We start from the raw sequence: 23,280 nt of genomic DNA, 5'->3' as shown, positions 1-23,280 counted from the left end.
CGATGACCGACACCCTGCTGTCCGTGCGCGACTTCTCGGTCGTGTACGACGTCGACCCGCCCGTCGCGGCGGTGTGCGACGTCAGCCTCGAACTCCAGCGCGGCGAGATCCTCGGCCTCGCCGGTGAGAGCGGATGCGGCAAGACGACGCTCGCCTACGGGGTGCAGCGCCTGCTCAAGGCCCCCGCCGTCATCACGAACGGCCGGGTCGTCTTCCACGACGCATCGGGCGAGGACATCGACGTCAACGCTCTCGACGCCGACCAGATGCGCCGGTTCCGCTGGGACAAGGTCTCGATGGTGTTCCAGGGCGCGATGAACTCGCTGAACCCGGTCGCCACCATCGGCTCGCAGCTCGAGGACGTGTTCGAGGTGCACCGGCCCGGCATGTCGAAGGGCGAGCGGCGCGCGGCCGTCGTCGAGCTGCTCGAGATCGTCAAGGTCGGCGCGCAGCGCTCCCGCTCCTTCCCGCACGAGCTCTCGGGCGGCATGCGCCAGCGCGTCATGATCGCCATGGCGCTCGCGCTGCGCCCGCAGCTCATGGTCATGGACGAGCCGACCACCGCGCTCGACGTGCTCGTGCAGCGCGAGATCCTCAAGCAGATCTCGGCGCTCCGGCACGAGTTCGGCTTCTCGGTCGTGTTCATCACCCACGACCTCCCACTGCTCCTCGAGATCAGCGACCGCATCGCGATCATGCGCGAGGGCCGCATCGTCGAGCTCGACACCGCCGAACGCATCTGGAACGACCCGCAGGACGACTACACCAAGACCCTGCTGGAGTCGTTCCCCCGGCTCACCGGCGAGCGCGGGGTGGTGCTGCGATGACGCTGCTCGAGTTCGACTCCGTCACCAAGGTCTACGCCGTGCGCGGCGCGGGCCACATCACCGCCCTCGACGACGTGAGCTTCACGCTCGCCTCCGGCCAGACCATCGCGCTCGTCGGCCAGTCCGGCAGTGGCAAGTCCACGATCGCGAAGATCCTCACCCAGCTCGAGACCCCCACGAGCGGCGAGGTACGGCTCGACGGCGCCCCCATCCCCCGTCGCGGGAAGGCGCTGCGCGCCTACCGCGGGCAGCTGCGCATGGTCTTCCAGGACCCGTTCGCGTCGCTGAACCCGTACCACTCGATCCGGTACCACATCCAGCGCCCCCTGCGACTCGACAACGTCGTGCCGAAGGCGCAGGAGGATGCCGAGGTCAGGCGCCTGCTCGACCGCGTGCGCCTCGATGCGGACTCGGTGATCGACCGCCGCCCCCACGAGCTGTCGGGCGGCCAGCGGCAGCGCGTCGCGATCGCCCGTGCGCTCGCATCGCGCCCGAAGCTGCTCGTCGCCGACGAGCCCGTCTCGATGCTCGACGTGTCGATCCGCCTGGGCGTGCTGAACCTGCTCGCCGACCTGCAGCGCGAGGAGGGCCTCGGCGTGCTCTACATCACGCACGACCTGGCGACCGCGCGTCACTTCAGCGACGAGATCCTCGTGCTGAACCAGGGCAGGGTCGTCGAACGCGGCCCCGCCGACGACGTGATCCTCCGCCCGCAGCATCCGTACACCCGTGCGCTGCGCGCGGCCTCCCCCGACCCCGAGCACTTCTTCGCGACCACCCAGGGAGGTGCACGATGACCGCCGTCCAGCCCCCGCAGCCCACCGGCGCCGACACGGATGCCCCGGCCGGCACGCCCGACGCCGTCGAGGCCGGCACCACCGCGCACCGCGTGACGAAGGGCCGGTCGCGCGTGCCCTGGCGCTTCCTCGGCGGCCGCGCCGTGTTCTACGCCTTCACCCTGTGGGCCGCGATCACGATCAACTTCTTCCTGCCCCGCATGATGAAGGGCGACGCGGTCACCCAGTACCTCTCGCGCAACCGCAACGTCACCCCCGAGGCGGCCGACGCGCTGCGATCGCTGCTCGGCCTCGACACCGACAAGAGCCTCTGGCAGCAGTACCTCGACTACTGGGCGCTGCTGCTGCGCGGCGACCTCGGCGTCTCGCTGCTGCACGGCCTGCGCCCGGTGACCGAGGTCATCAGCCAGTCGCTGCCGTGGACCATCGGACTGGTCGGCTTCGCCACGATCATCTCGTTCGCGATCGGCACCATCGGCGGCGCGATCGTCGGCTGGCGGCGCGGCAGCCGGCTCGACGCGCTCGTGCCGATCACCACGTTCCTCAGCACCATCCCCTACTTCTGGCTCGGCCTGCTCGCGATCGCCGTGTTCTCGGTGAACCTCGGCTGGTTCCCGATCGGCAAGGCGTATGGCGTCGGCATGAGCCCCGAGTGGAGTCCCGAGTTCATCGGCCAGGTCATCCACCACGGCACCCTGCCAGCGGCGACGATCATCATCGCCTCGCTCGGCGGCTGGATGCTCGGCATGCGCAACATGATGCTCACCGTGCTCGACGAGGACTACGTCATGGTCGCCGAGGCGAAGGGCATGCCGAGCAACCGCGTGCTGTGGCGGTACGCCGCCCGCAACGCCGTGCTCCCCCAGATCCAGAGCTTCGCGCTGTCGATCGGCTTCATCGTCGGCGGCACGATCGTGATGGAGATGGTCTTCAGCTACCCCGGCGTCGGCAAGCTGCTGCTGGATGCCACCAATGCGAAGGACTACGCGCTGATGCAGGGCGTCTTCCTCGTGATCACCCTGTCGGTGCTGCTGGCGAACCTGCTCGCCGACGTCGCCTACGCATTCCTCGACCCGCGCACCCGCCAGACGGAGGGCTGATCCATGGACACCATCGTGAACGAGCGAGCGACGAAGCGCCCCGCCGGGATCCCGGCGACCGCGACGATCCGCACGGCCGAGGCATCCGCCCCCGGCCCGCACCACCGCACGAGCTTCCGCGCGAAGCTCGGCTCGGCCTTCGCCATGTTCCGCAACGGCAAGTCGATCGCGGGCCTGTCGATCCTCGGGTTCTTCGTGCTCGTGGCGATCTTCGCCGACGTGCTGGCGCCCTACTCGCCGACCGCGCTCGACAACACCGCACGCTTCCAGCCGCCGTCGGCCGAGCACTGGCTCGGCACGACCCACATCGGCGAGGACGTGCTGAGCCAGGTCATCCACGGCACGCGTGGCGTGATCGTCGTCGGCTTCCTCGCCGCGATCATCGCGACGCTCATCGCGATCGTCGTCGGCGTGATCTCGGGCTACGTGCGCGGCTGGCGCAGCGAGAGCCTGTCGGCGCTCACCAACGTGTTCCTCGTGATCCCCGGCCTGCCGCTCATCATCATCGTCGCGTCGATGTTCGAGGACCCGCCGCTCATCGTGATCGCGGGCGTGCTCGGCCTCATCGGCTGGGCGTGGGGCGCGCGCGTGCTGCGCGCGCAGACGATGTCGCTGCGCAACCGCGACTTCATCCAGGCCGCACGCGCCAACGGCGAGCCACTGCGCCGCATCATCACCATCGAGATGCTGCCGAACCTCATGGCCCTCATCGCCGCGAGCTTCGTCGGCACCGTGACCGCCGCGATCCTCGCGCTCACGACGCTGTCGTACATCGGCGTGATCCCGGTGACGACCTACAACTGGGGCACCATCCTCAACTGGGCGAGCGCGCAGGGCGCGTTCCGCCAGAACCAGTGGTGGTGGTACCTGCCCCCGGGCCTGTGCATCGCCGCCATCGGCGTCGCCCTGTCGCTCATCAACTTCGGCATCGACGAATACGTGAACCCCCGGCTGCGGTCGGCCGGCGAGCGCGCCCGCGCGATGAAGAAGAAGGGCATCAGCGTGAACGACACCGTGACCGCCGTGCGCGCCCCCACCACCGAGCCCGCGGCGGCCGACGCGTCCACCACCACGGCGGCCGCCGCGACCCCGCGCCCCGAGACCACCCCGACCACCGAGACCACCACCACCCAGACCGGAGCCACCACGTGACCACGGCCGACATCGCCACCCCCGTCTACCTCGACCCGAGGCATCCGGTCGCCGACCGCATCGCCGATCTGCTCTCGCGCATGAGTGTGGAGGAGAAGGTCGGGCAGATGCTCCAGCTCGACGCCCGCGACGACGTCGAGGAGCAGGTGCTGCGCCAGCACGTCGGGTCGATCCTGCACGCCTCGCCCGAGCGCATCGCCCTCGCGCACGAGCTCGTCGCGCAGACCCGCCTGCGCATCCCGCTGCTCGTCGGCGAGGACTGCATCCACGGCCACTCGTTCTTCGAGGGCGCGACGATCTACCCGACGCAGCTCGGCATGGCCGCGTCGTGGGACGCCGACCTGCTCGAGCGCGTCGCGCGCGCCACGGCCGAGGAGGTCGCCCCGACCGGCGTGCACTGGACGTTCTCGCCCGTGCTCTGCATCGCCCGCGACCTGCGCTGGGGCCGCGTGAACGAGTCCTTCGGCGAGGACCCGTTCCTCATCGGCGAGCTCGCCTCGGCCATGGTGCGCGGCTACCAGGGCGATGGGCCCGGCGACGACACCGCGATCCTCGCGACGGCGAAGCACTTCGCCGGGTACTCCGAGACGCAGGGCGGGCGGGATGCCTCCGAGGCCGACCTCTCCCCCCGCAAGCTCCGCTCCTGGTTCCTGCCGCCGTTCGAGCGCGTGGCGAGGGAGGGCTGCCGCACCTTCATGCTCGGCTACCAGACCACCGACGGCGTGCCGATCACGATCAACGACTGGCTGCTGAACGACGTGCTGCGCGGCGAGTGGGGCTACACCGGCACCCTCATCACCGACTGGGACAACGTCGGTCGCATGGTGTGGGAGCAGCGCGTGCAGCCCGACTACGTGCACGCGGCCGCCGCGGCGGTGAAGGCCGGCAACGACATGATCATGACGACGCCCGGTTTCTTCCGCGGGGCGCTCGAGGCGATCGAGCGGGGCATGCTCGCCGAGTCGGACCTCGACCGCGCCGTCTCGCGCATCCTGCTGCTGAAGTTCGAGTTCGGCCTCTTCGAGGACCCGCGCCGGCCCGACGCCGCACGCATCGCGGCCGAGGTCGGCAACGCGGCGCACGCCTCGCTCAACCTCGAGACCGCGCGACGGTCGCTCGTGCTGCTGCGCAACGACGGGCTCCTGCCGCTGCTCGACGGTCGGGCGGCGGATGCCTCCGGCCGCGCGCTCCCCGAGGGCGCGCCGCGCCGGGTCGCCGTCATCGGCCCGCTCGCCGACGACGCGCAGACGCAGCTCGGCGACTGGGCGGGCAACTCCGGCCAGGCCGACTGGCTGCCAGAGGGGCATCCGCGTGCCATGATCACGACCGTGGTCGACGGGCTGCGCGACACCGTGCCCGCCGACTGGACCGTGGAGCACGCCGAAGGTGCCCGCATCCTCACCCACGAGGACGACCCCGACGGCGCGTTCTTCCCCGACGGCCAGCCGCGACCCCAGATCGTCGTGCCCTGCGAGCCGGATGCGGCGCTCATCGCGGACGCCACGGCGGCTGCCGATCGCGCCGACGTCGCCGTCGTGGTCGTCGGCGACCGCATCGAGCTGGTCGGCGAGGGCCGCTCGACCGCGACGCTCGAGCTCGTGGGCGACCAGGTCGCCCTGCTCGACGCCGTCGCCGCGACCGGAACGCCGTTCGTGATCGTGCTGCTCGCGTCGAAGCCGCTCGTGCTGCCGCCGTCGGCCGACCGCGCGTCGGCGCTGGTGTGGGCCGCGAACCCCGGCATGGAGGGCGGCCGCGCGATCGCCGAGACGCTGCTCGGGCTCGTCGAGCCGAGCGGGCGCCTGCCGATCTCGTTCGCCCGTCACGCCGGGCAGCAGCCGACGTACTACAACCAGATCCGCGGGCAGCACGGCAACCGGTACGCCGACCTCACGCAGCGCCCCGCGCACGCGTTCGGCGAGGGGCTGACCTACACGACGGTCGCGTACGAGGAGCTGCACCTGCTCGGCGGGCCGTTCGGGCCCGACGACGTCGTGCACGCGACGGTTCGGGTGACCAACACCGGCGGCCGGCCGGCGCGCGAGGTCGTGCAGGCGTACGTGCGCGACGAGGTCACCTCGGTGAGCTGGGCCGACAAGGAGCTGAAGGCGTTCCGCGTCGTCGAGCTCGAGCCGGGCGAGTCGCGGGTCGTGTCGATCGAGGTGCCCGTCGCCGACTGCACCCTGGTCGACGCGCGCGGTGCGCGCATCATCGAGTCCGGCACGTTCGAGCTGCTCGTCGGCCCGTCCTCCCGAGACGACGTGCTGCTGGCCGCCCCGTTCACCATCGCGGCCGGGTAGCGGCCGCCCCGGGGCATCCGCTCGCCCGCGCTGCTGCCCGCCCGCGGGTCTCGGGGGGCGGGCGGGGTCAGGAGACGAACGAGACGCCGAACAGGATCAGCCACCAGAGGCCGAGACCCGCGATGAGGGCGACGGCCATCTGCTGGGTCTTCCCCCAGACCAGCCACGTCGCCGCGGCGGCGACGAGGGCGGGAAGGGTCTCGGTGAGCGAGATCGCGCCGGCGGGAGCGACGAGCCCGGGCGCGGCGATCGCCGCGAGCACGGCCGGCGCGACGTGGGGCAGGTACCGCTCGAGCAGGGCCGGGGGCTTCGCCTCGCGGCCGACGAGGAACGCCGCGCGCATCGCGTAGGTGCCGAGGCCGACGACGACCAGGGTGAGGAACTCGGTCATGACTGCATCCGTTCGGTGAAGGCCCCCGCGAACATGCCGACGGCGGCCGCGACGATCAGGCCGAGGCCGAGCGGCAGCGGCGCCGCGATGATCGCGACGATGCCGGCCGTCGCCGCGGCGACGTATGCCGGGCGACGCTTCAGCGTCGGCAGCAGGAGCAGGAGGAAGGTGAGCGGCGCGGCGAGCTCGAGCGGCAGCGACGCCGGCAGCACGCCGCCGAGCAGCACGCCGGCGCCCGTGAGGGTCATCCAGCCGGCCCACGCGGTCAGCGCCATGGCGAAGTAGTAGCGGAGCCGCACGGTGCCGTCCTCCGCCGGGTGCCCCTCGTAGCGGGCGATCGCGAGCGCGTACATCGGGTCGGCGAGGAAGTACGCGCCCGCGGCGCGGGTGCCACGCTTCCACTCCCGCCAGTACGGCGCGAGCGACGCACTGTAGAGCAGGTGCCGCGAGTTCACGACGAGGGCCGTGAGCACGACGATCACCGGGCCCGCGCCGTCGGACATGAGCTGCACGGCCACCAGCTGCGCGGCACCGGCGACGAGCAGGGGCGACGACGACCAGGCGACCAGCGGGTCGACGTCGAGCGATACGAGGGTCGCACCGAGCGCCAGGCCGAACGGGATGTACGCGATCACGACGGTCAGCGCGTCGCGCACGCCGTCGCGCACGGGCCGCACGCGGGGCAGGGCGATCACGGGTGCGGTGCGGTGGAGCGAGCGGACGGACATCAGCGCACCCCGACCGGTTCGGGCGCCGCGTGGAGCGCGTGCGCGGCCAGCGGGGCATCCGTGCGGTCGTGCCGGCCCGCCTCGACCCGGGCGAGCACGACGTCGTGCTCGCCGCCGCGGATCACGGTCGTGGTGGCGCAGCGCAGGGCGCCGAGCGTGCCGGGCAGCACGGGCATGCCCTCGATCGTGTACCGCACGCCGTGGCCCCGCGCGACCGTGGCCCCGGGCCCCGCGTACGCCGCCGCGGCCTCGGGCTGGTCGTCGGCCAGCAGGTTCAGCACGAAGCCGCCGGTCGGGCGGATGCGCGACCACGAGCGCGCCGCGGCGGGCACGCTCACGACGACGAGCGGCGGGCGCGGCGACACGACGGTGAACGACGTCACCGTGAGTCCCCACGAGATGCCGGAGTCGTCGCGGCCGGTGAGCACCGCGACCGGGTGGGCGGGCTCGGCGAGCAGCGCGCGCACGACCGCCTGCAGCCCCAGGTCGTCGACGCGGGTCGCGGTCGCGCCCGCCCCGGGTGGGGAGGCGAGCGGATGCCGCGGCGACAGCGCCAAGTCGAGTTCACTCATCGGTGCGTTTCCTCTCGGTGGGCCCCTGGGGGCGGATGCGGCGGATCTGGCCGCGTACCCAGAGTCGGACCGTGCCGTGTGAGCCGGCGTGTGACGGACCCGCGGCATCGTGTGACGGGCGCGAGCCGGCGTGTGACGGCGCCCGTGGGCGGGTGCGGCGGTGCTCCGTGCGCATCCGCACGGGACGCGCCCCGGTGCCGCCGAGGAGTGGGAGGATTGCCCGAGGATGCCTCAGGAGGGGGACGCGATGGCGACGCGCATCACGCTGCTCGGGCGTCCGGGCATCCACGTCGACGACGCGCCCGCTCCCGGCCCGCGCGGCAGCAAGAGCTGGGCCGTGCTGGCCTACCTCGTGCTCGCCGGCCGCCCGGTGCCGCGCGCCCGGCTCATGGAGCTGCTCTTCGACGGGGCCGACGACCCGGCGGCGGCGCTGCGCTGGAGCCTGTCCGAGCTGCGCCGCGTGCTCGGCACGGCCGCGGAGGTCGGTGGCGACCCGCTCACCTGGAAGCCGGCGAGCGACACCGTCGTCGACCTCGACGTCGTGCTCGGCGGCCTCTGGTCGGAGGCCGTCGAGTCGCCGAGCTTCGGCGGCGCGCTCCTCGAGGGCATCTCCCTGCGTTCGGGCCCGTCGTTCGAGGTGTGGCTCGCGAACGAGCGGCGCCGCCTCGCCGACACGACCGCGTCGATCCTGCACGAGGGCGCGCACAGCCGCCTCGCGCGGGGCGACACGACCGGGGCGATCGCCCTGGCCGAGCGGCTCGTGGCCGCCACGCCGCTCGAGGAGCGCGCCCACGAACTGCTCGTGCGCGCACTGGTCGCCGCGGGCGACGAGGAGGCGGCTATGGCGCGCGTCGACGCCTGCCGGCACCTCTTCGCCGAGGAGCTCGGGCACGAGCCGTCGCCGGTGCTGTTCCAGGCGTTGCGCCCCCGCCCGGCCGCCGTCGGCCGGAGCAGCCGATCCGACCTGCTCGCGGCGATCGACCTCGGTACCGGGGCGTCCTGGGGCGGCGCGTACGACCACGCGATCGAGGCGCTGCGGCGGGTCATCACCGACGACGGCGACCCCGAGCTCACCGCCCGGGCGCTCTACTCGCTCGGGTTCGCGCTGGTGCACGGCGTGCGCGGCAGCGACGAGGAGGCCGTGACCGTGCTGCATCGCGCGTTCGCGCTGGCGACCGAGTGCGGCGCCCGGCCCGTCGCCGCCCGTGCCGCGCTCGAGCTCGGGCTCGTCGAGACGCTTCGCGCGCACTACCCGCGCATGGAGACCTGGTTCGCCGACGCACGCGAGCTCGCCGACGGCGATGCGCGCATCCTCGCCTGGATCGGCGTGTACGCCGGCATCGGCCGCACCGACCAGGGCGACTACCCACGTGCCCGCGCCACCCTCGAGGACGCGCAGGCGCACGCCCGCGCCGGCGGGGACATGCGGGCCCTGGCATACGCGACGACGATGCTCGGCCGCATGCACCTGCTGCGCGGGGAGCCGGCCGCCGCCCGCGCCGAGCTCGAGCTGGCCGTCGACACGGTGCGCGAGATCGGCTGGACCTCGTTCCTCCCCTGCCCGAGGGCGATGCTGGCCGAGGCGCACCTGCAGGAGGGCGACCTCGACGGCGCGGCCGACGCGGCCGAGCACTCCTACGCGCTCGCCTGCCAGATCGGCGACCCGTGCTGGGAGGGCTACGCGCTGCGCAGCCGAGGACGACTCGCCGCCGCCCGCGGCGACGACGCCGCGGCGCTCGAGCTCCTCACCGACGCGCCGCGTGCGCCGCGCCGCATCCCCGACACGCACGACTGGGTGCAGGGCTACGCGCTCGACGCGCTGTGCGGCTTCGCCGTGTCGCGCGGCCTGCCGAGCGCGCAGGGGTTCGCCGACCAGCTCGAGGCGTTCGCCGGGCGGCGCGGCATGGTCGAGCTGCTCGCCCGTGCGCTCCTGCACAAGGTCGCGCTCGGCTCCTCCGGTGCGGCCGAGGCCGCCGCCCTGCTCGTCCCCGAGATCGACAACCCCGCCCTGCACCGCCTCGCGGCCTCGGTCGGCGTGGTCGTCGAGGCATCCGGCGCTCTCCCGGCTCCGGCCGCCCCGACGCCGGCCGCGTAGTCCGCGCGCCGGCTGGGCCGTCCCCGAGCCCGCCGCGCGCGGACTGCGCCAGGACGCGGCTCAGGACACGAACGACAGGCCGAAGAGGATGGCCCACCAGAGGCCGAGGCCCGCGATGAGGGCCACCGCCATCTGCTGGGTCTTCGACCAGACGAGCCAGGTCACGGCGGCCGCGATGAGGGCTGGCAACGTCTCGGCGAGCGAGATCTCGCCGCGCGGGGCGACCAGCGCGGGCGCGGCGATCGCGGCCAGCACCGCGGGCGCGACATGGGGCAGGTACCGCTCGAGCAGTGCCGGGGGCTTCGCCTCCTTGCCGACGAGGAACGCCGCGCGCATCGCGTAGGTGCCGAGGCCGACGACGACCAGGGTGAGGAACTCGGTCATGATGCCTGCATCCGTTCGGTGAAGGCCCCCGCGAACATGCCCACGAGCGCCGCGACGATCAGGCCGAGGCCGAGCGGCAACGGTGCGGCGATGATCGCGACGATGCCGGCCGTCGCCGCCGAGACGTAGGCCGGGCGGGCCTTCAGGGTGGGCAGGAGCAGCAGGAGGAAGGTGAGCGGCGCGGCGAGCTCGAGCGGCAGCGACTCGGGCAGCACCGCGCCGAGCAGCACGCCGGCGCCGGTCAGGATGAGCCAGCCGACCCACGTCGCGAGCGACATCGCCATGTAGTACCGCAGGCGCGCGGTGCTGTCCTCGGCCGGGTGGCCCTCGTAGCGGGCGATCGCGAGCGCGTACATCGGGTCGGCGAGGAAGTAGGCGCCGGCGGCGCGCGTGCCGCGCTTCCACTCGCGCCAGTACGGCGCGAGCGACGCGCTGTAGAGCAGGTGCCGCGAGTTCACGATCAGTGCCGTGATGACCACGATGATCGGGCCCGCCCCCTCCGACATCAGCTGCACCGCGATGAGCTGCGAGGCGCCGGCGACGATGAGCGGCGACGACGTCCATGCCACGAACGGGTCGACGTTCAGCGACGCGAGCGTCGCGCCGAGCGCCAGGCCGAACGGGATGTAGGCGATCACGACGGTCAGCGCGTCGCGCACGCCGTCGCGCACGGGGCGCACGCGGGGCAGTTCGGTCACCGGCCGGCCTCCCCCATCGCGCTCGAAAGCGCCATCATCCCACCGTGGGCGGCCGGCGTGGGAGTGCCAATCCGCACTGCTCGGCCCATGCCGCCCCGGCCGCCACCAGCCGACGGCGGGGCGGATGCCTCAGAGCATGCGCCGCAGCAAGCGGTCGCGGTCGACGAGCTGGTGCTTCAGCACGAAGCCGACGTGCAGCGCGATCGCGACGAGCAGCAGCACCTGCGACGCGACGTGCACGCCGACGAGCAGGTCGTCGTCGATCACGTCGAGCGGCGCCTCCCACTCCCCGCGGTCGCTCACCTCGAAGTCCTCGCCCGAGAGCAGCACGAGCGCGAGTCCGCTCGAGGGCATGACGATGAGCAGCGCGTAGAGCGCGCGCTCGGTCCACGACGCGAAGCGCCGCCCGGCGGCCGAGAGCGTCTCGGGCCACGGCGGCAGCGTGACGATGCGGCGCCAGGCGTACCTGATGAGGGTGAGCGTCAGGATGCTGCATCCGATCGCCACATGCACGGGGAGCAGCAGGTCCTCGTCGCCGTCGTAGGCCGCCTCGACCCACGGCTCGAGCAGCCCCTCGGCGCCCGCCATCGCGTACCCGACCGCGTACTGCGCGACGAGCGCGAGCACCGTCAGCCAGTGCAGCGTGCGCGCGACGAGCCCGTGCCGGGCCGCCCGCTCGAGTCGTCGCGTCGCGGATGCCATGCCCCATCCCACCACGCCCTCCCCTCGAGACCCGTCAAGAACCTGCGCTCTCGCGGCTCATTCCGCACTCTTTTGACGGGTCTCGCCGCCCGCCGTCCCGAGACCCGTCGAGAACCTGCGTTCTCGCGTGGGATACGGCAGGAAATTGACGGGTCTGGAGCCCGGGACCGGGCGGGGAGGCGGGCTAGCGGGTCGGGCTCATGCCGATGCGGGCGAGCACGGTGCGCTCCACGACCGAGACGACCATGTAGAGGAGGATCGACGTGATCGTCACGACCACGGCGAGCGTCCACACCAGCGACATCTGCGACGAGCCGACCGCGGCGACGATGGCGTAGCCCATGCCGCGCCCGGTCGCGAGCCACTCGGCGATCATCGCGCCCGTGATCGCACCCGGGATCGAGATGCGGATCGTCGCGAACAACGCGGGCATCGCCGACGGGATCGAGACCTTCCGCAGCACGGTCCAGTCGGATCCGCCGAACACCTCGACGACGTCGATCATCTGCGGCGACGCGGAGCGCAGGCCGAAGACGAGCGTCACGAGCGCCGGGAAGAGCACGACGATCGCGCCCATCACCGCGGTGGTCGCCGTCTCGCGACCGAAGATCAGGATGATGATCGGCGCGATGGCGATGAGCGGCACCGACTGCAGCAGCAGGGCGATCGGCATGAGCGTCTGCTCGACGCTCCGGAACACCAGGAACACGGATGCCAGCACGAACGCCACGCCCAGGCCGAGCGTGAAGCCCAGGGTGGCGTCGACGAGGGTCTCCCCCAGCATGTCGGCGACGAACTCCCGGTTCTCGGCCGCGGCGGGCACCGTGAACAGGAAGTTCCAGACGTCGACGGGCGTCTTGCCGACGAACGCGGGCACGTCGAGCAGGATGAGCGCGAGCCACCACATCGCGATGACGATCGCGAAGGTGACGAGCGCGTTGCCCGCGGCCTTCAGGCCGGCGCGCAGCGCCGGGTGGGCGGGCAGTGCGCGCAGCGAGCGGCCCGCGTCGGCGATGGTGCTCACGAGACGCCTCCCGTCGTGCGGCCGGCCGACCAGGGCGTCACGAACCGGGCGATCAGCGAGGTCACGAAGTAGGCGAGGCCGGAGGCCAGGCCGATGACGAGCGCGAGCGCCCACGCGCGGGGCGCGTTGAGGTTCTGCTGGGCGTTGACGAGCGCCGGGCCGATGCCGGAGTCGACGCCGCCGAGGTACTCGCCGATGATCGCGCCGAGGAACGCCGCCGGCGCGGCGATCTTGAGCGCGTTGAGGATGGCGGGCAGCGCCGCGATCAGCCGCACCTTGCGCAGCTGCGTGAAGCGCGACCCGCCGTAGGCGTTCACCACGTCGAGGATGGTGCGGTCCGTGGCGCGCAGGCCGAGGAGGCATCCGGTCACCGTCGTGAAGAACGGGAGCATCGCGGCCAGGAAGATCGCCGTGCCCGACGGCTCGCCCGGCGAGGGGGTGCCGATGACGATGCGCACGATCGGCCCGATGGCCACGATCGGCACGCAGTAGCTGATGACCGCGATCTGCGTGACCGTGCCCTCGAGGAACGGCAGCACGATCACGAGGAACGCGAGGGCGATGGCGATGCCGTTGCCCCACAGGTAGCCGAGTGCCGCCTCGCGCGCGGTGACGGCGACGTTGTTCAGGTAGAACATCGGGCCGTCGGCGACGATCGCGCCCACGACGTCGAGCGGCGACGGGATCGAACCCCCCTCGCCGGTGGGGCTCACGCCGACCTGGCTGAACACGGTCTCGGCCGAGATCCACCACAGCGCGATCAGCACCAGCACGCCGCCGGCACCGAGCACCCGCGAACGGGCGCGGTGCGAGAGCCCGGCGACGGCCGTGCTCACGAGTCGTCCCCCGCGGCGCCGTGCGCGCCGAACAGCAGCTCGGACGCGCGGTCCTCGAGGGCGTGGAACTCGGGGCTGCGCATCATCTCGGGGGTGCGCGGGCGCGGCAGGTCGACGTCGATCACCTCGGCGATGCGACCCGGCCGCGCGCTCATCACGGCGACCTGGTCGGAGAGGAAGATCGCCTCGGAGATGCCGTGCGTCACGAGCAGGGTCGTGGCGGGGCGCTCGGTCCAGATGCGCTGCAGCTCGAGGTTGAGGCGCTGCCGGGTCATGTCGTCGAGCGCGCCGAACGGCTCGTCGAGCAGCAGCACGCTGGGGTTCACCACGAGGGCGCGCGCGATCGACACGCGCTGGCGCATGCCGCCCGACAGCTGCGCCGGGCGCGCCTTCTCGAACCCGCGCAGGCCGACCAGGTCGATCAGGGCGTCGATGGCCTCGCGGTCGACCTTCTTGCCCGCGACCTCGAGCGGCAGGCGGATGTTCGCGGCGACCGTGCGCCAGGGCAGCAGCGCCGCGTCCTGGAACGCGATGCCGAGCTCGCCACTCGAACGTGTCTCGGCGGGGGTCTTGCCGTCGATGAACGTCTCGCCGGCGCTCGGCTGCTCGAGCCCGGCCAGGATGCGGAGGATCGTCGACTTGCCGCATCCGCTCGGCCCCAGCAGCGAGAGGAAGCTGCCCTGGGTGGTGGCGAGGTGCACGTCGTCGAGCGCGGTGACCTGCTTCCGCCCGGTCGAGAAGGTCTTCGTGAGCCCGTCGATGCGGATCCCGCTCCCGTGGTCACGGGAGCGGGAGTCCGCCTCGGCGAGCAGTTCGTCACTGCTCATTGCGTCGGATCAGCCAATCAGTTCGGGGTGGTCGGCGTAGACCTGCTCGAGGATGCTGAAGTCGAACAGGTCGTCGGCGGCGATGTCGGTGCCGACGCTCGAGAGCACCTCGAGGTTCTCGGCGATCAGCTCGTCGGTCATGGTGAACAGGCCGTTCGCCGCCGTGTCGTCGGTGTTGATGAGCTCCTCGGCCTGGAGGTGCTGGTCGTACTGCACGTCGGGGTCGAGTCCGAGCTCCTCGCCGTACAGGTCCATGGTCAGGTCGACCGCGGCCTGCGGGTCGGCGTAGGCGTCCTGCCAGCCGCGGATGAGCGCGTAGAGGTACGCGCCCAGCATCTCGGGCTGCTCGTCGATGGTCTCCTGCGAGGCGATGAGGCTCTCGGTGACGAACGGCAGGCCGTTGTCGGCGAACGGGAGGTTCGTCACCTCGTAGCCCTGCGACTCGACGATGATCGACTCGTTCGTGATGTACGCGAGGAAGCCGTCGACGTCGCCCGCCACGAGCACGCTCGGGTCGTACTCGACCGGCACGACCGTCACGTCGTCTGCGGAGATGCCGTTGGCGGCCAGCAGCGCGTCGAACAGGGTCTCGTTGCCCGCCTGCACGCCGATGCGCTTGCCGACGAGGTCCTCGGGCGTCTGGATGTCGCCCGCGTCGGCCATCGAGAGGATGGTGAACGGGTTCTTCTGGTACGTGGTCGCGATGATCTTGATCGGCGCGCCCTCGTTGACGATCGCGGGTGCGACCGAGATCGGGTCGGTCAGGCCGAGCGTGGCGCTGCCCGATGCGACGAGCGACTCGGCGGCCGACGGGCCGGCGACGAGCTCGACCGAGTCGAACCCGGCCTCCTCGATGTATCCGGCGTCATCGGCGACGTACTCGCCGGCGAACTCCACGTTCTTGATCCAGGAGAGCTGGACCGAGATCGTGCCGAAGCCCTCGTCGGATGCGGCATCGGATGCCTCCGAGGTGGACGAGCACCCGGCGAGGACCAGGGCGGATGCCGCGGCGAGCGCCGCGACGGCGGATGCACGGCGAGATCGTGCACGATGGGGGAAGGACATGGCAGACTCCTGATGCAGATTCGGGTCGGTATCTGTTCGGTATTCATTCACACTTGAACACCTATACCGGATGCTACGGAGCGACTGTTTCGGAGGACTGCGTAGATCGTTTCGAACGTGTTACGAGCCGCAGAGAATTTCGACAATCGTCGATCAGGACCCGTCCGCAGGGTCCGTCTGGGCGCCGGAACCGCGTCGTCCCGTCACCCGCGCGCGGTCAGTAGACCGGCGCGGAGCTCGCGAAGATGATCACGCACGGCTCGTCGCCGATGTTCGTGATCGTGTGCTGGCTGCTCGGGTCGTACGACAGGCAGTCGCCGGGCTCGAGCGTGTACCGCTCCGAGCCGACCGAGACATCGACCCGGCCCGACTGGATGAGCATGCTCGTCTCGGACGGGTCGTAGCTCAGCACCTCGTCGCCCGTGCTGCCGCCCACGGCGAGGGTGGAGCGGATGACCTGGAGCTTGGAGAACTGGCGCGGGGTCAGCATCTCCTCCTCCCACTGCCGGTTCGGGTGGATGAGGCGACGGGCCTCGCCCGCGCGCACGAGCCAGTTGTCGGCGCGCTCCTCGAAGAGGTCGCCGATGGTCTTGCCGAGCGCCTTCGCGATGCGCATGAGGCTCGCGATCGACGGGCTCGCCGTGCCGCGCTCCACCTGGGAGAGGAACGACACCGAGACATCGGCGTGGGCGGCGAGCGTGCGCAGCGACATGCGGTGCTGACCGCGCAGCTCACGGATGTGCGCACCGAGCTCGTGCTCGTCGAACTCGTCCTCGACCGGCTCGATCGCGTCCGTGTTGGTCATCGCGTCAGTCTACCGACGCGGCGGGAGCCGGATGGGTGCCGGTCAGGGGCGTCCACGACGCGGTCAGCACGTCGACCTCGGCGAGCACGCGCGGCACGTCGACCGTCACCACCTCGCCGTCGTCGACGACCGTGCGGCCTCCCACGAGCACGCGGTCGATCGCTTCGGGCTGCATCGAGTACACGACGTTCTGGGTCGCGGTGCGACGTGGCTTCAGCGACGGCGCCTCGAGGTCGAGCGAGACCAGGTCGGCGGCGAAGCCGGCGGCGATGCGCCCCACCGGCATCCGCAGCGCCGCACCGCCGGCGGAGGTGCCGAGCCGGAGCACGTCGGTCGCGGTGACGACGCTCGCGTCCTGCGCGGTCGCCTTCGCGAGCAGCGCCGACATGCGCATCTCCTCGAACAGCGACTGGCGGCTGTTCGCCCCGCCCGCGTCGGTGCCGAGCGCGACGGGGATGCCGAGCTCGCGCATGCGCACGAGCGGCATGACCCCGCCGCCGAGGAACGCGTTGGCACTCGGGTTGTGCACGACGGTCGCGCCCGAGGACGCGAGCAGCGCGAGGTCGTGCTCGTCGACGTTCACCGCGTGCACGGCGAGCAGGTACTCGTCGAGCACGCCGACGTCGGCGAGGCGGCCGACGGGCGTGAGGTCCCAGCGCGAGCGCGAGACGCCCACCTCGCCGGGGCTGTCGGCGACGTGGGTGTGCAGCGGCACGTCGAACTCGCGCGCGAGCGCGTTGCCGAGCCGCAGCATCTCCGCGCTCGTGCCGAGCACCGAGTGCGGCGCGGGGTGCACGTGCAGCAGCGGGTCGTCGGCCAGCTCGGTCGCGAGCTCGCGGTAGTTCGCCTCGTACTCGGCGAGCGACTCGCGGTAGCGCACCGGCCCCGGGTCGGCGTCGAACATGCAGCGCGCGAGCACGGTGCGCATGCCGACCGAGCGGGCCGCGTCGAGGATGACGCGCGAGTTCTCGTTGCCCCGGTCGTGCAGGTAGAAGTACTCGACCGCGGTCGTGATGCCCATGCGGAGCATCTCGACGAAGTCGAACTCGGCTCCGATGCGGATGCCGTCGGCGCCCAGCCCGGCGGCCGTCGGGTGCACGAGCCCGCCCATCCAGTCGGCGAAGCGCAGGTCGTCGCCGAAGCCCCGCACGAGCGCCTGGAAGGTGTGGCCGTGGCCGTTGACCCCGCCGGGCACGACGGCCCGGTCGCCCCATGCCTCGACGGATGCCCCGGCGAATCGCTCGGGCAGCTCCGACGCGGGCCCCGCCCAGGCGATGAGGTCGCCGTGGATCGCGATCGCCGCGTCGGCGATCCACGCGTCGTCGACGAACGCGAGCGGTGCGGTGATGACGCGGATGCCGGTCATGCGCGACCTCCCAGCAGTGCGTCGACGCCCGCCTGGTCGGACTCGAAGAAGCGCAGGCGGGCGAGCATGCCGTCGCGCACCTCGGAGACGATCACTCGCCGCCACGCCAGCTCGGCATCGCCGACGGTGGCCGAGGCATCCGCGATCGTGACGACATGGTCGTCGCTCGCGAGCAGGTCGACCGGCGACAGCCGGAACGTGCGGTCGGTCAGCCCGGCCATGGTGGCGCCGAACCGGCCGACGCCCTCGTGCCCCTCCCAGGTGCCGGATGCCGCGTGCCCGCCGGGCACCTCCAGCACGACCTCCGGGTGGTAGAACGGCATCGCCGCGGGCGGGCCGCCCGCGGACATCGCCTCGAAGTAGCCCCGCAGCACCGCGAGGTTCTGCTCGCGCGTGGAATCCGTCATCGCTGGGCCTCCCGCCCGGTCGCCTGGTGCACGTACTCGCCCGTGCCGGGCGCGCCGACCACCTCGCCGTCGCGCACGACCTGCCGGCCGCGCACGAACGTGTGGCGGGCCCAGCCCGTGAGCTCGTGGTCCTCGTAGAGCGAGTAGTCGGAGTTGGTGCCGAGCCACGCCGGGTCGGCGGAGCGGCGCTCGGCGAGGTCGACGACCACGAGGTCGGCGTCGTAGCCGGGCGCGAGGTCGCCCTTGCGGCCCCCGAGGCCGAGCAGGCGCGCGGGCTCGGCCGCGGTGCGCTCCACGATGTCCTGCAGCGGGATGCCTCGCTCGAGGTGCCCGTAGGTGAGCAGTACCGGCAGCGCGGTCGGCGCCCCGGGGAAGCCGGCGCTCGCCTGCCAGATGGTGCCGTCCTTGGTGGCGCGCTTCCGGCTCACGTGGTCGGAGCCGATCGTGTTCACGGTGCCGTCGGCGACCGCCTCCCAGACCGCGTCGACGTGCTCGGGGCGGCGCAGCGGGGGGTTCACCTTGCCGACGGTGCCGCCGGCGAAGTCGACCGTGTGGGTCAGGTAGTGCGGGCAGGTCTCGACCGAGAGGTCGAGGTCGGGGAACTCGGCGCGCGCGTGGCGGATCTGCGCGAGCGAGTCGGCGGTCGAGATGTGCACGAGGTACAGGTGCAGGCCGGTCGCCTGGGCGAAGTAGGTGGCGCGGCGCACGGCCTCGGCCTCGACGAACGGCGGGCGCGAGTCGTCCCACGCGGCGAGGTCGGTGCGGCCCGATTCGACGAGGCGGTCGCGCAGCGACCAGACGACCTCGAGGTTCTCGGCGTGCACGAACAGCAGGGCGTCGCGCGCGGCCACCGCCTGGAAGATGTCCCACATCTTGCCGTCGTGGGTGCCCTCGACGCCGAGGTACTTGCCCTCGTCGCCGCGGAAGCTCATGAAGTACTTGAACGAGGTCAGCCCGAAGTCGTCCTGCAGGGTGTCGAGCTCGGCGAGGTGGTCCTCGGTCATGAGCACGGCGTGGAAGCCGAAGTCGATGCGCGCGGTGTCGGCGGCGCGGCCGATGTGCTCCTCGAGCACCGGCACGTACGAGCCAGGGTTCGAGAGGATGTTGAAGACCGTGGTGACGCCGCCCAGCGCGGCCGCACCGGTCTCGCCCGGGTACTCGTCGACGCCGTTGCCGAGTCCGATGTGCAGGTGCGGGTCGACCGAGCCGGGCAGCACGTGCTGGCCGGTCACGTCGACCACCTGTGCGGCGTCGGCGTCGGTGCCCGGCTCGAGCAGGGCGGCGACGCGGCCGTCGCGCACGGCGACGTCGGCGAGCGCGGGCTCGGTGCCGGGGCGCACGACGGTGCCGCCGCGCAGGATGAGGTCGTAGGTGTCGGTCATGGTTCTCCCGTGGGTGGTGCGGTCGGTGCGGTCGGGTCGGTGCGTCGGGCGGCGGGGCGTCAGTCGGCGAGGGTGTTCGGGTGCTCGATGCCGACGAGCGAGAGCGGGCGGTCGTCGATGATGGCCTCGATGAGCGCGGGGTCGAACGGTGCGGTGCCCGCCGGCGGGGTCTCGCCGAGCGCGCGGAACTGCGCGAGGCAGTCGGCGGGCCGGTAGGTCGGGAAGTCGGAGCCGAACAGCACGCGGCCCTCCACGCCGTAGTCGACGAGGCCGCGCAGGATGCCCGCGAGCTGCGCCGGGCGGCCGTAGCGGGCCGACAGGTCGGTGAAGACGTTCGGGTTCTTGAACATCACGGCCTGGGTCTCGAAGCTCCACGGCTGCCCGGCGTGGGCGATGATGATCGGCATCTCGCGGAAGGTGCGCGCGACCTTGTCGAGCAGCATCGGCTGGGCGTACTCCAGCGCCCCGGAGCGCAGGAACACCCCGCCCTGGTGGAACGTGATGGCGAGCCCCAGGTCGGCCGCCGCCTCGTAGACCCGCCAGGCCGCGTCGGAGTGCGGGTGGAACCGCTGGTACGGCGGCGAGAGCTTCAGGCCCTTCAGCCCGAGGTCGTTCGCCGCGTAGCGCACCTTGTCGACGGCGTGCGGGTCGTTCGGGTCGACGCTCGCGAAGCCGACGGCGCGGGTCGGGTCGGCCTCGACGAGTCCGGCGACGAACTCGTTCGGGATGTCGAGGTCGATGTCGCAGACCACGAGCGCGAGCACGACGGCCACGTCGATGCCGGCCTCGTCCATCGCGTCGCGGTGCGCCGCCCACGAGCCGGCGGCGCTGGTCGGCCAGCCGACGTTCGCGTCGTACTCGGGCCCCCACTCGGGCCCGAGGTGCTCGGGCAGCCAGGTGTGCGAGTGCCAGTCGACGCGCATCAGGCGCCCGCCCGCGCAGCCTGTCCGGCGAGGTAGGCGGATGCCTCGTCGGCGCCGATCACGTCGGCGTACTTGCTCGACAGGTCGAACAGCGACACCTCGTGCGCGGTGTCGGTGCGGTCGTACACGGCATCGCCGACCACGGCCACCCGGAACCCGTAGGAGAACGCGTCGACGGCGCTCGCCCGCACGCAGCCGCTCGTGGTGCAGCCCGTGAGCACGACCGTGTCGACGCCGAGCTGCACCAGGTGGGTGAGCAGGCCGGTCGCGAAGAACGCGCTCGGGTGGTCCTTCGGCACGAGGATGTCGCCCGGTGCCGGTGCGGCCTCGGCGACGAACTCGTAGGCGGCCGGGTCGGACGACGCGAGCGTCGGCGACTTGTCGCGGTAGCCGCCGGGCGTGGTGTCGGTCTTCGGCGCCACGTGCGGGAACAGCACGGGCACGCCCGCGGCGCGGCTCGTCGCGAGGAGCCCGGCGATGCGGTCGACGGCGGCCCAGCCACGGTCACCGGTCGCGGTCGGGTACTCGTCCATCGCCTCCGCGATCGGCACGCGGTGGTGCCCGACCGTGCGGTACTGCACGTCGATCACCAGCAGCGCGGCGCGCTCGCGCAGCCCGGTGCTGCGGCCGAAGCCGGCGCGGGCGTAGAGCGCCTCGTCGTCGGCGCTCACGGAGTTCGACCACCAGGAGTGGCTGTTCGATGCGGGCACGTCAGTCACGGTAGGGACCCCGTTCGGTCGATGTCAATTCATAGCGGACGTTCATGAAGTAATACCAGAACTTCCGAACGCGGTGATACTCCGCGGCAGCTCAGCCGGCTCCGCCGGCAGCACGACGGCGGACTGCTGGGAGCGCGCGAGGAGTGCGCCGGACGCCGTGCGCAGCTCGAGTTCGGAACGCGCGACGCCGTCCGCGCAGCGCGCCGAGACGTGCTGCCACCACCACGCCCCGACGGGCGCGTTCGCGTGCATCGTGAGCGAGAGCGTCGCGGTCGCAACGGCGAACGGCCCGCGCCGGAGCGGCACGAGGGCGGGGCCCACCAGGTCGGCGGCGATGCACGCCCACTCATCGACCGGGAGGCTCGCGAACGCCCCGATCGCACGCACGGCGGACGTGAACCCGGCAGGCGTCGCGGGCGCCGACCGCGTACCGGCGTGCGGCCCGGTCGCATACGTCAGCCTCGAGATGTCCGCCCCCGCGGGCGCCGTCGCCGCGTCGAGCCATCCGGCGAGTGCGCTCCACTCGGCCGCCCCGTCGAACGCGACCGACACCGGGCCGGGCAGCGCGGGCTGGGCCGCTGCGTCCGCCGGAGGCATCCGCTCGCCCCCAGCCGCGAAAGCGAGCATGCCGCGCATCGTGGTCGCCCCATCCGACACCACCTCGACGTCCGCGCCGGCGAACCGGCGGCCGTTCCGGTGCGGCGAAACGCGCACGATCGCCTCCCCCGGCGGGGTCGGCGCGACGAACGCGAAGAGCGCGTCGGAGAGGGCGAGCGGCTCGCGCAGCGTCAGGCGCGCCGCACGCACGGCGACCGCCGCGACGGCCCCGCCGAACATCGCGCGCACCGACCAGGCCGGGTCGAACTCGACCGCGACCTCACCCGCCGAGCGGCGCTCGGGTGCGCTCAGGACTGGCATGACTGGACGAAGTGTGCTGTATTGGTGTACACACTTGCAGTATAGATTCACACAAGGAGCCGCCGTGCAATTCGACTACCTGTTCACCATGGACAACCCCGGAAACGTCTACCGCTACGGCGAGCTGCTCGACATGGCCACCGAGCAGATCATCCACCTCGACGAGTCGGGGTTCGGAACGCTCTGGCAGGGCGAGCACCACTTCGGCGGTGAGGGCTTCGAGATCAATCCGAACCCGATCATGGCAGGCGCATATGTCGCCGGCATTACGAAGCAGCTGCGCATCGGCACCGGCGCCGTGACCCCGCCGTTCTGGCACCCGCTGCGCCTCGCCGAGGACCTCGCCTACCTCGACCAACTGTCGAAGGGCCGCCTCGACGTCGGCGTCGCCCGCGGCATCCAGCAGCGCGAGTTCATGAACTTCCACCCCGAGGCCGACCGGCGCACCGACGAGGAGCGCAACTGGCGCTACTTCCTCGAGCAGCTCGAGGTCGTGAAGAAGGCCTGGACCATGGAGGCGTTCTCCCACCAGGGCGAGTTCTTCACCTTCCCGAACGGCAACATCCAGGACGGCGCGACCTGGTACCCGCGCAACCCCGCGTGGCGCAGCGAGGACGGCGAGTACATCGCCATGTCGATCATCCCGAAGCCGTACCAGAAACCGTACCCGTCGATGTGGAACCTGCTCGACAAGACCCCCGGCTTCATCCGCAGCGCCCAGGAGCGCATGAACGTCATCACCTGGCTGCGCTCCCGCGAGGGCCTGCGCGAGGTCATGACCGCCTACGAGGACACGCTCGCCGAGACGCTCGGACACGACGTGCCCCGCGGCACCGGCACGAGCCTCATGCGCATGGTCTACGTCGCCGAGACCGACGAGCAGGCCGAGCGCGAGGCGCGCCAGCTCATCGAGGACCTCTACATGTACGTCGGCGGCGTGCGCCCGCGCGGCATCTTCGCCAACCCGGGCGAGGAGCTCACCGACGAGGAGCAGACCGGGTCGTGGTGGGACTTCCTGTACCCGCGCGAGCACCTGTTCATCGGCTCGCCCGAGACCGTGCGCGAGCAGATCGCCCACCTCAACTCCGAGTACGGCGTCGACCGCCTCGTGCTCTGGTCGTGGATCCCGGGCCTCACCCAGGAGCAGGTCATGCGCTCGAACCGCCTGTTCGTCGACGAGGTCATGCCCCACTTCCCCGGCGCCGCCCAGCCCAGCCTGAAGCCGCTCGCCCCCGAGGGCTTCGGCCCCCTGACCGGAGACTGAC

General features: G+C 72.1%; 24 protein-coding genes. 7 read left to right on the top strand and 17 right to left on the bottom strand.

Annotated features, from left to right (window positions below; translation table 11 throughout):
- The first annotated feature begins 2 nt into the window (after positions 1-2).
- The 5 genes from ABZK10_RS08820 to ABZK10_RS08800 are packed head-to-tail and all read left to right on the top strand — an operon-like array spanning position 3 to position 6,173.
- Positions 3-827: an ABC transporter ATP-binding protein gene (locus ABZK10_RS08820; protein ID WP_353808814.1), complete on the top strand. Its 825-nt coding sequence runs from the start codon at positions 3-5 to the stop codon at positions 825-827.
- Entirely contained in the window at positions 824-1,624 is an 801-nt protein-coding gene (locus tag ABZK10_RS08815; RefSeq protein ID WP_353808813.1) for an ABC transporter ATP-binding protein, read from the top strand. Before ABZK10_RS08820 ends, ABZK10_RS08815 begins: the two co-directional genes overlap by 4 nt.
- Positions 1,621-2,724: an ABC transporter permease gene (locus tag ABZK10_RS08810; protein ID WP_353808812.1), complete on the top strand. Its 1,104-nt coding sequence runs from the start codon at positions 1,621-1,623 to the stop codon at positions 2,722-2,724. The genes ABZK10_RS08815 and ABZK10_RS08810 overlap by 4 nt, the downstream gene beginning before the upstream one ends.
- 3 nt (positions 2,725-2,727) lie before the next feature.
- Entirely contained in the window at positions 2,728-3,876 is a 1,149-nt protein-coding gene (locus ABZK10_RS08805) for an ABC transporter permease (RefSeq protein ID WP_353808811.1), read from the top strand.
- On the top strand, positions 3,873-6,173 hold the full coding sequence (locus ABZK10_RS08800) for an exo-beta-d-1,3/1,6-glucosidase (RefSeq protein WP_353808810.1): 2,301 nt from the start codon (positions 3,873-3,875) through the stop codon (positions 6,171-6,173). Before ABZK10_RS08805 ends, ABZK10_RS08800 begins: the two co-directional genes overlap by 4 nt.
- Before the next feature lie 67 nt (positions 6,174-6,240).
- Here the strand turns inward: ABZK10_RS08800 and ABZK10_RS08795 are convergent, their stop codons facing one another.
- From ABZK10_RS08795 to ABZK10_RS08785, 3 genes are read right to left on the bottom strand one after another with little or no spacing between them, the layout of a single operon-like run.
- Positions 6,241-6,564, bottom strand: coding sequence for an AzlD domain-containing protein (locus ABZK10_RS08795; RefSeq protein ID WP_353808809.1), 324 nt, complete (start codon positions 6,562-6,564; stop codon positions 6,241-6,243).
- On the bottom strand, positions 6,561-7,292 hold the full coding sequence (locus ABZK10_RS08790; protein WP_353808808.1) for an AzlC family ABC transporter permease: 732 nt from the start codon (positions 7,290-7,292) through the stop codon (positions 6,561-6,563). Before ABZK10_RS08790 ends, ABZK10_RS08795 begins: the two co-directional genes overlap by 4 nt.
- Positions 7,292-7,864, bottom strand: coding sequence for a flavin reductase family protein (locus ABZK10_RS08785; protein WP_353808807.1), 573 nt, complete (start codon positions 7,862-7,864; stop codon positions 7,292-7,294). The genes ABZK10_RS08790 and ABZK10_RS08785 overlap by 1 nt, the downstream gene beginning before the upstream one ends.
- Positions 7,865-8,090: 226 nt before the next feature.
- Here ABZK10_RS08785 and ABZK10_RS08780 point away from each other — a divergent pair, with 226 nt between their 5' ends.
- The gene (locus tag ABZK10_RS08780; protein ID WP_353808806.1) at positions 8,091-9,959 is read left to right on the top strand and encodes an AfsR/SARP family transcriptional regulator; all 1,869 of its coding nucleotides are present in this window, start codon (positions 8,091-8,093) and stop codon (positions 9,957-9,959) included.
- 60 nt (positions 9,960-10,019) lie between these two features.
- Here the strand turns inward: ABZK10_RS08780 and ABZK10_RS08775 are convergent, their stop codons facing one another.
- The 14 genes from ABZK10_RS08775 to ABZK10_RS08710 form a co-directional block, all read right to left on the bottom strand.
- On the bottom strand, positions 10,020-10,343 hold the full coding sequence (locus tag ABZK10_RS08775; RefSeq protein ID WP_353808805.1) for an AzlD domain-containing protein: 324 nt from the start codon (positions 10,341-10,343) through the stop codon (positions 10,020-10,022).
- Positions 10,340-11,041, bottom strand: coding sequence for an AzlC family ABC transporter permease (locus tag ABZK10_RS08770; RefSeq protein WP_353808804.1), 702 nt, complete (start codon positions 11,039-11,041; stop codon positions 10,340-10,342). The genes ABZK10_RS08775 and ABZK10_RS08770 overlap by 4 nt, the downstream gene beginning before the upstream one ends.
- 129 nt (positions 11,042-11,170) lie before the next feature.
- Positions 11,171-11,743: a cytochrome b gene (locus ABZK10_RS08765; RefSeq protein WP_353808803.1), complete on the bottom strand. Its 573-nt coding sequence runs from the start codon at positions 11,741-11,743 to the stop codon at positions 11,171-11,173.
- A gap of 184 nt (positions 11,744-11,927) precedes the next feature.
- Positions 11,928-12,767, bottom strand: coding sequence for an ABC transporter permease (locus ABZK10_RS08760; protein WP_353808802.1), 840 nt, complete (start codon positions 12,765-12,767; stop codon positions 11,928-11,930).
- A complete protein-coding gene (locus ABZK10_RS08755; RefSeq protein WP_353808801.1) occupies positions 12,764-13,603 on the bottom strand; it encodes an ABC transporter permease in 840 nt (279 codons plus the stop codon). Before ABZK10_RS08755 ends, ABZK10_RS08760 begins: the two co-directional genes overlap by 4 nt.
- A complete protein-coding gene (locus ABZK10_RS08750) occupies positions 13,600-14,430 on the bottom strand; it encodes an ABC transporter ATP-binding protein (RefSeq protein ID WP_353808800.1) in 831 nt (276 codons plus the stop codon). Before ABZK10_RS08750 ends, ABZK10_RS08755 begins: the two co-directional genes overlap by 4 nt.
- Positions 14,431-14,439: 9 nt before the next feature.
- Positions 14,440-15,495 (bottom strand): ABC transporter substrate-binding protein, encoded by a 1,056-nt coding sequence (locus ABZK10_RS08745; protein WP_353808799.1) that lies wholly within the window; start codon positions 15,493-15,495, stop codon positions 14,440-14,442.
- A 217-nt stretch (positions 15,496-15,712) separates the two neighbouring features.
- A complete protein-coding gene (locus tag ABZK10_RS08740) occupies positions 15,713-16,300 on the bottom strand; it encodes a helix-turn-helix domain-containing protein (protein ID WP_353808797.1) in 588 nt (195 codons plus the stop codon).
- Between the two features lie 4 nt (positions 16,301-16,304).
- Entirely contained in the window at positions 16,305-17,666 is a 1,362-nt protein-coding gene (locus ABZK10_RS08735; protein WP_353808796.1) for an amidohydrolase family protein, read from the bottom strand.
- Complete coding sequence (locus ABZK10_RS08730; protein ID WP_353808795.1) at positions 17,663-18,073, bottom strand: nuclear transport factor 2 family protein; 411 nt, start codon at positions 18,071-18,073, stop codon at positions 17,663-17,665. The genes ABZK10_RS08735 and ABZK10_RS08730 overlap by 4 nt, the downstream gene beginning before the upstream one ends.
- Entirely contained in the window at positions 18,070-19,455 is a 1,386-nt protein-coding gene (locus ABZK10_RS08725) for a dihydroorotase (protein ID WP_353808794.1), read from the bottom strand. The genes ABZK10_RS08730 and ABZK10_RS08725 overlap by 4 nt, the downstream gene beginning before the upstream one ends.
- Before the next feature lie 59 nt (positions 19,456-19,514).
- Positions 19,515-20,378, bottom strand: a complete 864-nt coding sequence (locus ABZK10_RS08720; RefSeq protein WP_353808793.1) for an amidohydrolase family protein — start codon at positions 20,376-20,378, stop codon at positions 19,515-19,517.
- Entirely contained in the window at positions 20,378-21,088 is a 711-nt protein-coding gene (locus tag ABZK10_RS08715; protein WP_353808792.1) for an isochorismatase family protein, read from the bottom strand. The genes ABZK10_RS08720 and ABZK10_RS08715 overlap by 1 nt, the downstream gene beginning before the upstream one ends.
- 51 nt (positions 21,089-21,139) lie before the next feature.
- A complete protein-coding gene (locus ABZK10_RS08710) occupies positions 21,140-22,015 on the bottom strand; it encodes an acyl-CoA thioesterase domain-containing protein (protein WP_353808791.1) in 876 nt (291 codons plus the stop codon).
- Between the two features lie 64 nt (positions 22,016-22,079).
- Between ABZK10_RS08710 and ABZK10_RS08705 the strand changes: the two genes are divergently transcribed.
- Positions 22,080-23,279 (top strand): LLM class flavin-dependent oxidoreductase, encoded by a 1,200-nt coding sequence (locus ABZK10_RS08705; RefSeq protein WP_353808790.1) that lies wholly within the window; start codon positions 22,080-22,082, stop codon positions 23,277-23,279.
- The last annotated feature ends 1 nt before the right edge of the window (position 23,280 follow it).

The organism is Agromyces sp. SYSU T00194 (assembly GCF_040496035.1).
GTDB classification, from domain to species: Bacteria; Actinomycetota; Actinomycetes; order Actinomycetales; family Microbacteriaceae; genus Agromyces; species Agromyces chitinivorans.
Note: the sequence above shows the minus strand (reverse complement) of the source record. Positions and strands in the feature narration are given on the sequence as shown.

Coding starts and splice junctions, on each gene's coding strand:
- ABZK10_RS08780 (WP_353808806.1), top strand. CDS start 8,091: ATGCCTCAGGAGGGGGACGCGATGGCGACGCGCATCACGCTGCTCGGG.
- ABZK10_RS08790 (WP_353808808.1), bottom strand. CDS start 7,292: ATGTCCGTCCGCTCGCTCCACCGCACCGCACCCGTGATCGCCCTGCCC.
- ABZK10_RS08745 (WP_353808799.1), bottom strand. CDS start 15,495: ATGTCCTTCCCCCATCGTGCACGATCTCGCCGTGCATCCGCCGTCGCG.
- ABZK10_RS08725 (WP_353808794.1), bottom strand. CDS start 19,455: ATGACCGACACCTACGACCTCATCCTGCGCGGCGGCACCGTCGTGCGC.
- ABZK10_RS08720 (WP_353808793.1), bottom strand. CDS start 20,378: ATGCGCGTCGACTGGCACTCGCACACCTGGCTGCCCGAGCACCTCGGG.
- ABZK10_RS08740 (WP_353808797.1), bottom strand. CDS start 16,300: ATGACCAACACGGACGCGATCGAGCCGGTCGAGGACGAGTTCGACGAG.
- ABZK10_RS08735 (WP_353808796.1), bottom strand. CDS start 17,666: ATGACCGGCATCCGCGTCATCACCGCACCGCTCGCGTTCGTCGACGAC.
- ABZK10_RS08710 (WP_353808791.1), bottom strand. CDS start 22,015: ATGCCAGTCCTGAGCGCACCCGAGCGCCGCTCGGCGGGTGAGGTCGCG.
- ABZK10_RS08785 (WP_353808807.1), bottom strand. CDS start 7,864: ATGAGTGAACTCGACTTGGCGCTGTCGCCGCGGCATCCGCTCGCCTCC.
- ABZK10_RS08805 (WP_353808811.1), top strand. CDS start 2,728: ATGGACACCATCGTGAACGAGCGAGCGACGAAGCGCCCCGCCGGGATC.
- ABZK10_RS08730 (WP_353808795.1), bottom strand. CDS start 18,073: ATGACGGATTCCACGCGCGAGCAGAACCTCGCGGTGCTGCGGGGCTAC.
- ABZK10_RS08765 (WP_353808803.1), bottom strand. CDS start 11,743: ATGGCATCCGCGACGCGACGACTCGAGCGGGCGGCCCGGCACGGGCTC.
- ABZK10_RS08775 (WP_353808805.1), bottom strand. CDS start 10,343: ATGACCGAGTTCCTCACCCTGGTCGTCGTCGGCCTCGGCACCTACGCG.
- ABZK10_RS08750 (WP_353808800.1), bottom strand. CDS start 14,430: ATGAGCAGTGACGAACTGCTCGCCGAGGCGGACTCCCGCTCCCGTGAC.
- ABZK10_RS08815 (WP_353808813.1), top strand. CDS start 824: ATGACGCTGCTCGAGTTCGACTCCGTCACCAAGGTCTACGCCGTGCGC.
- ABZK10_RS08810 (WP_353808812.1), top strand. CDS start 1,621: ATGACCGCCGTCCAGCCCCCGCAGCCCACCGGCGCCGACACGGATGCC.
- ABZK10_RS08820 (WP_353808814.1), top strand. CDS start 3: ATGACCGACACCCTGCTGTCCGTGCGCGACTTCTCGGTCGTGTACGAC.
- ABZK10_RS08795 (WP_353808809.1), bottom strand. CDS start 6,564: ATGACCGAGTTCCTCACCCTGGTCGTCGTCGGCCTCGGCACCTACGCG.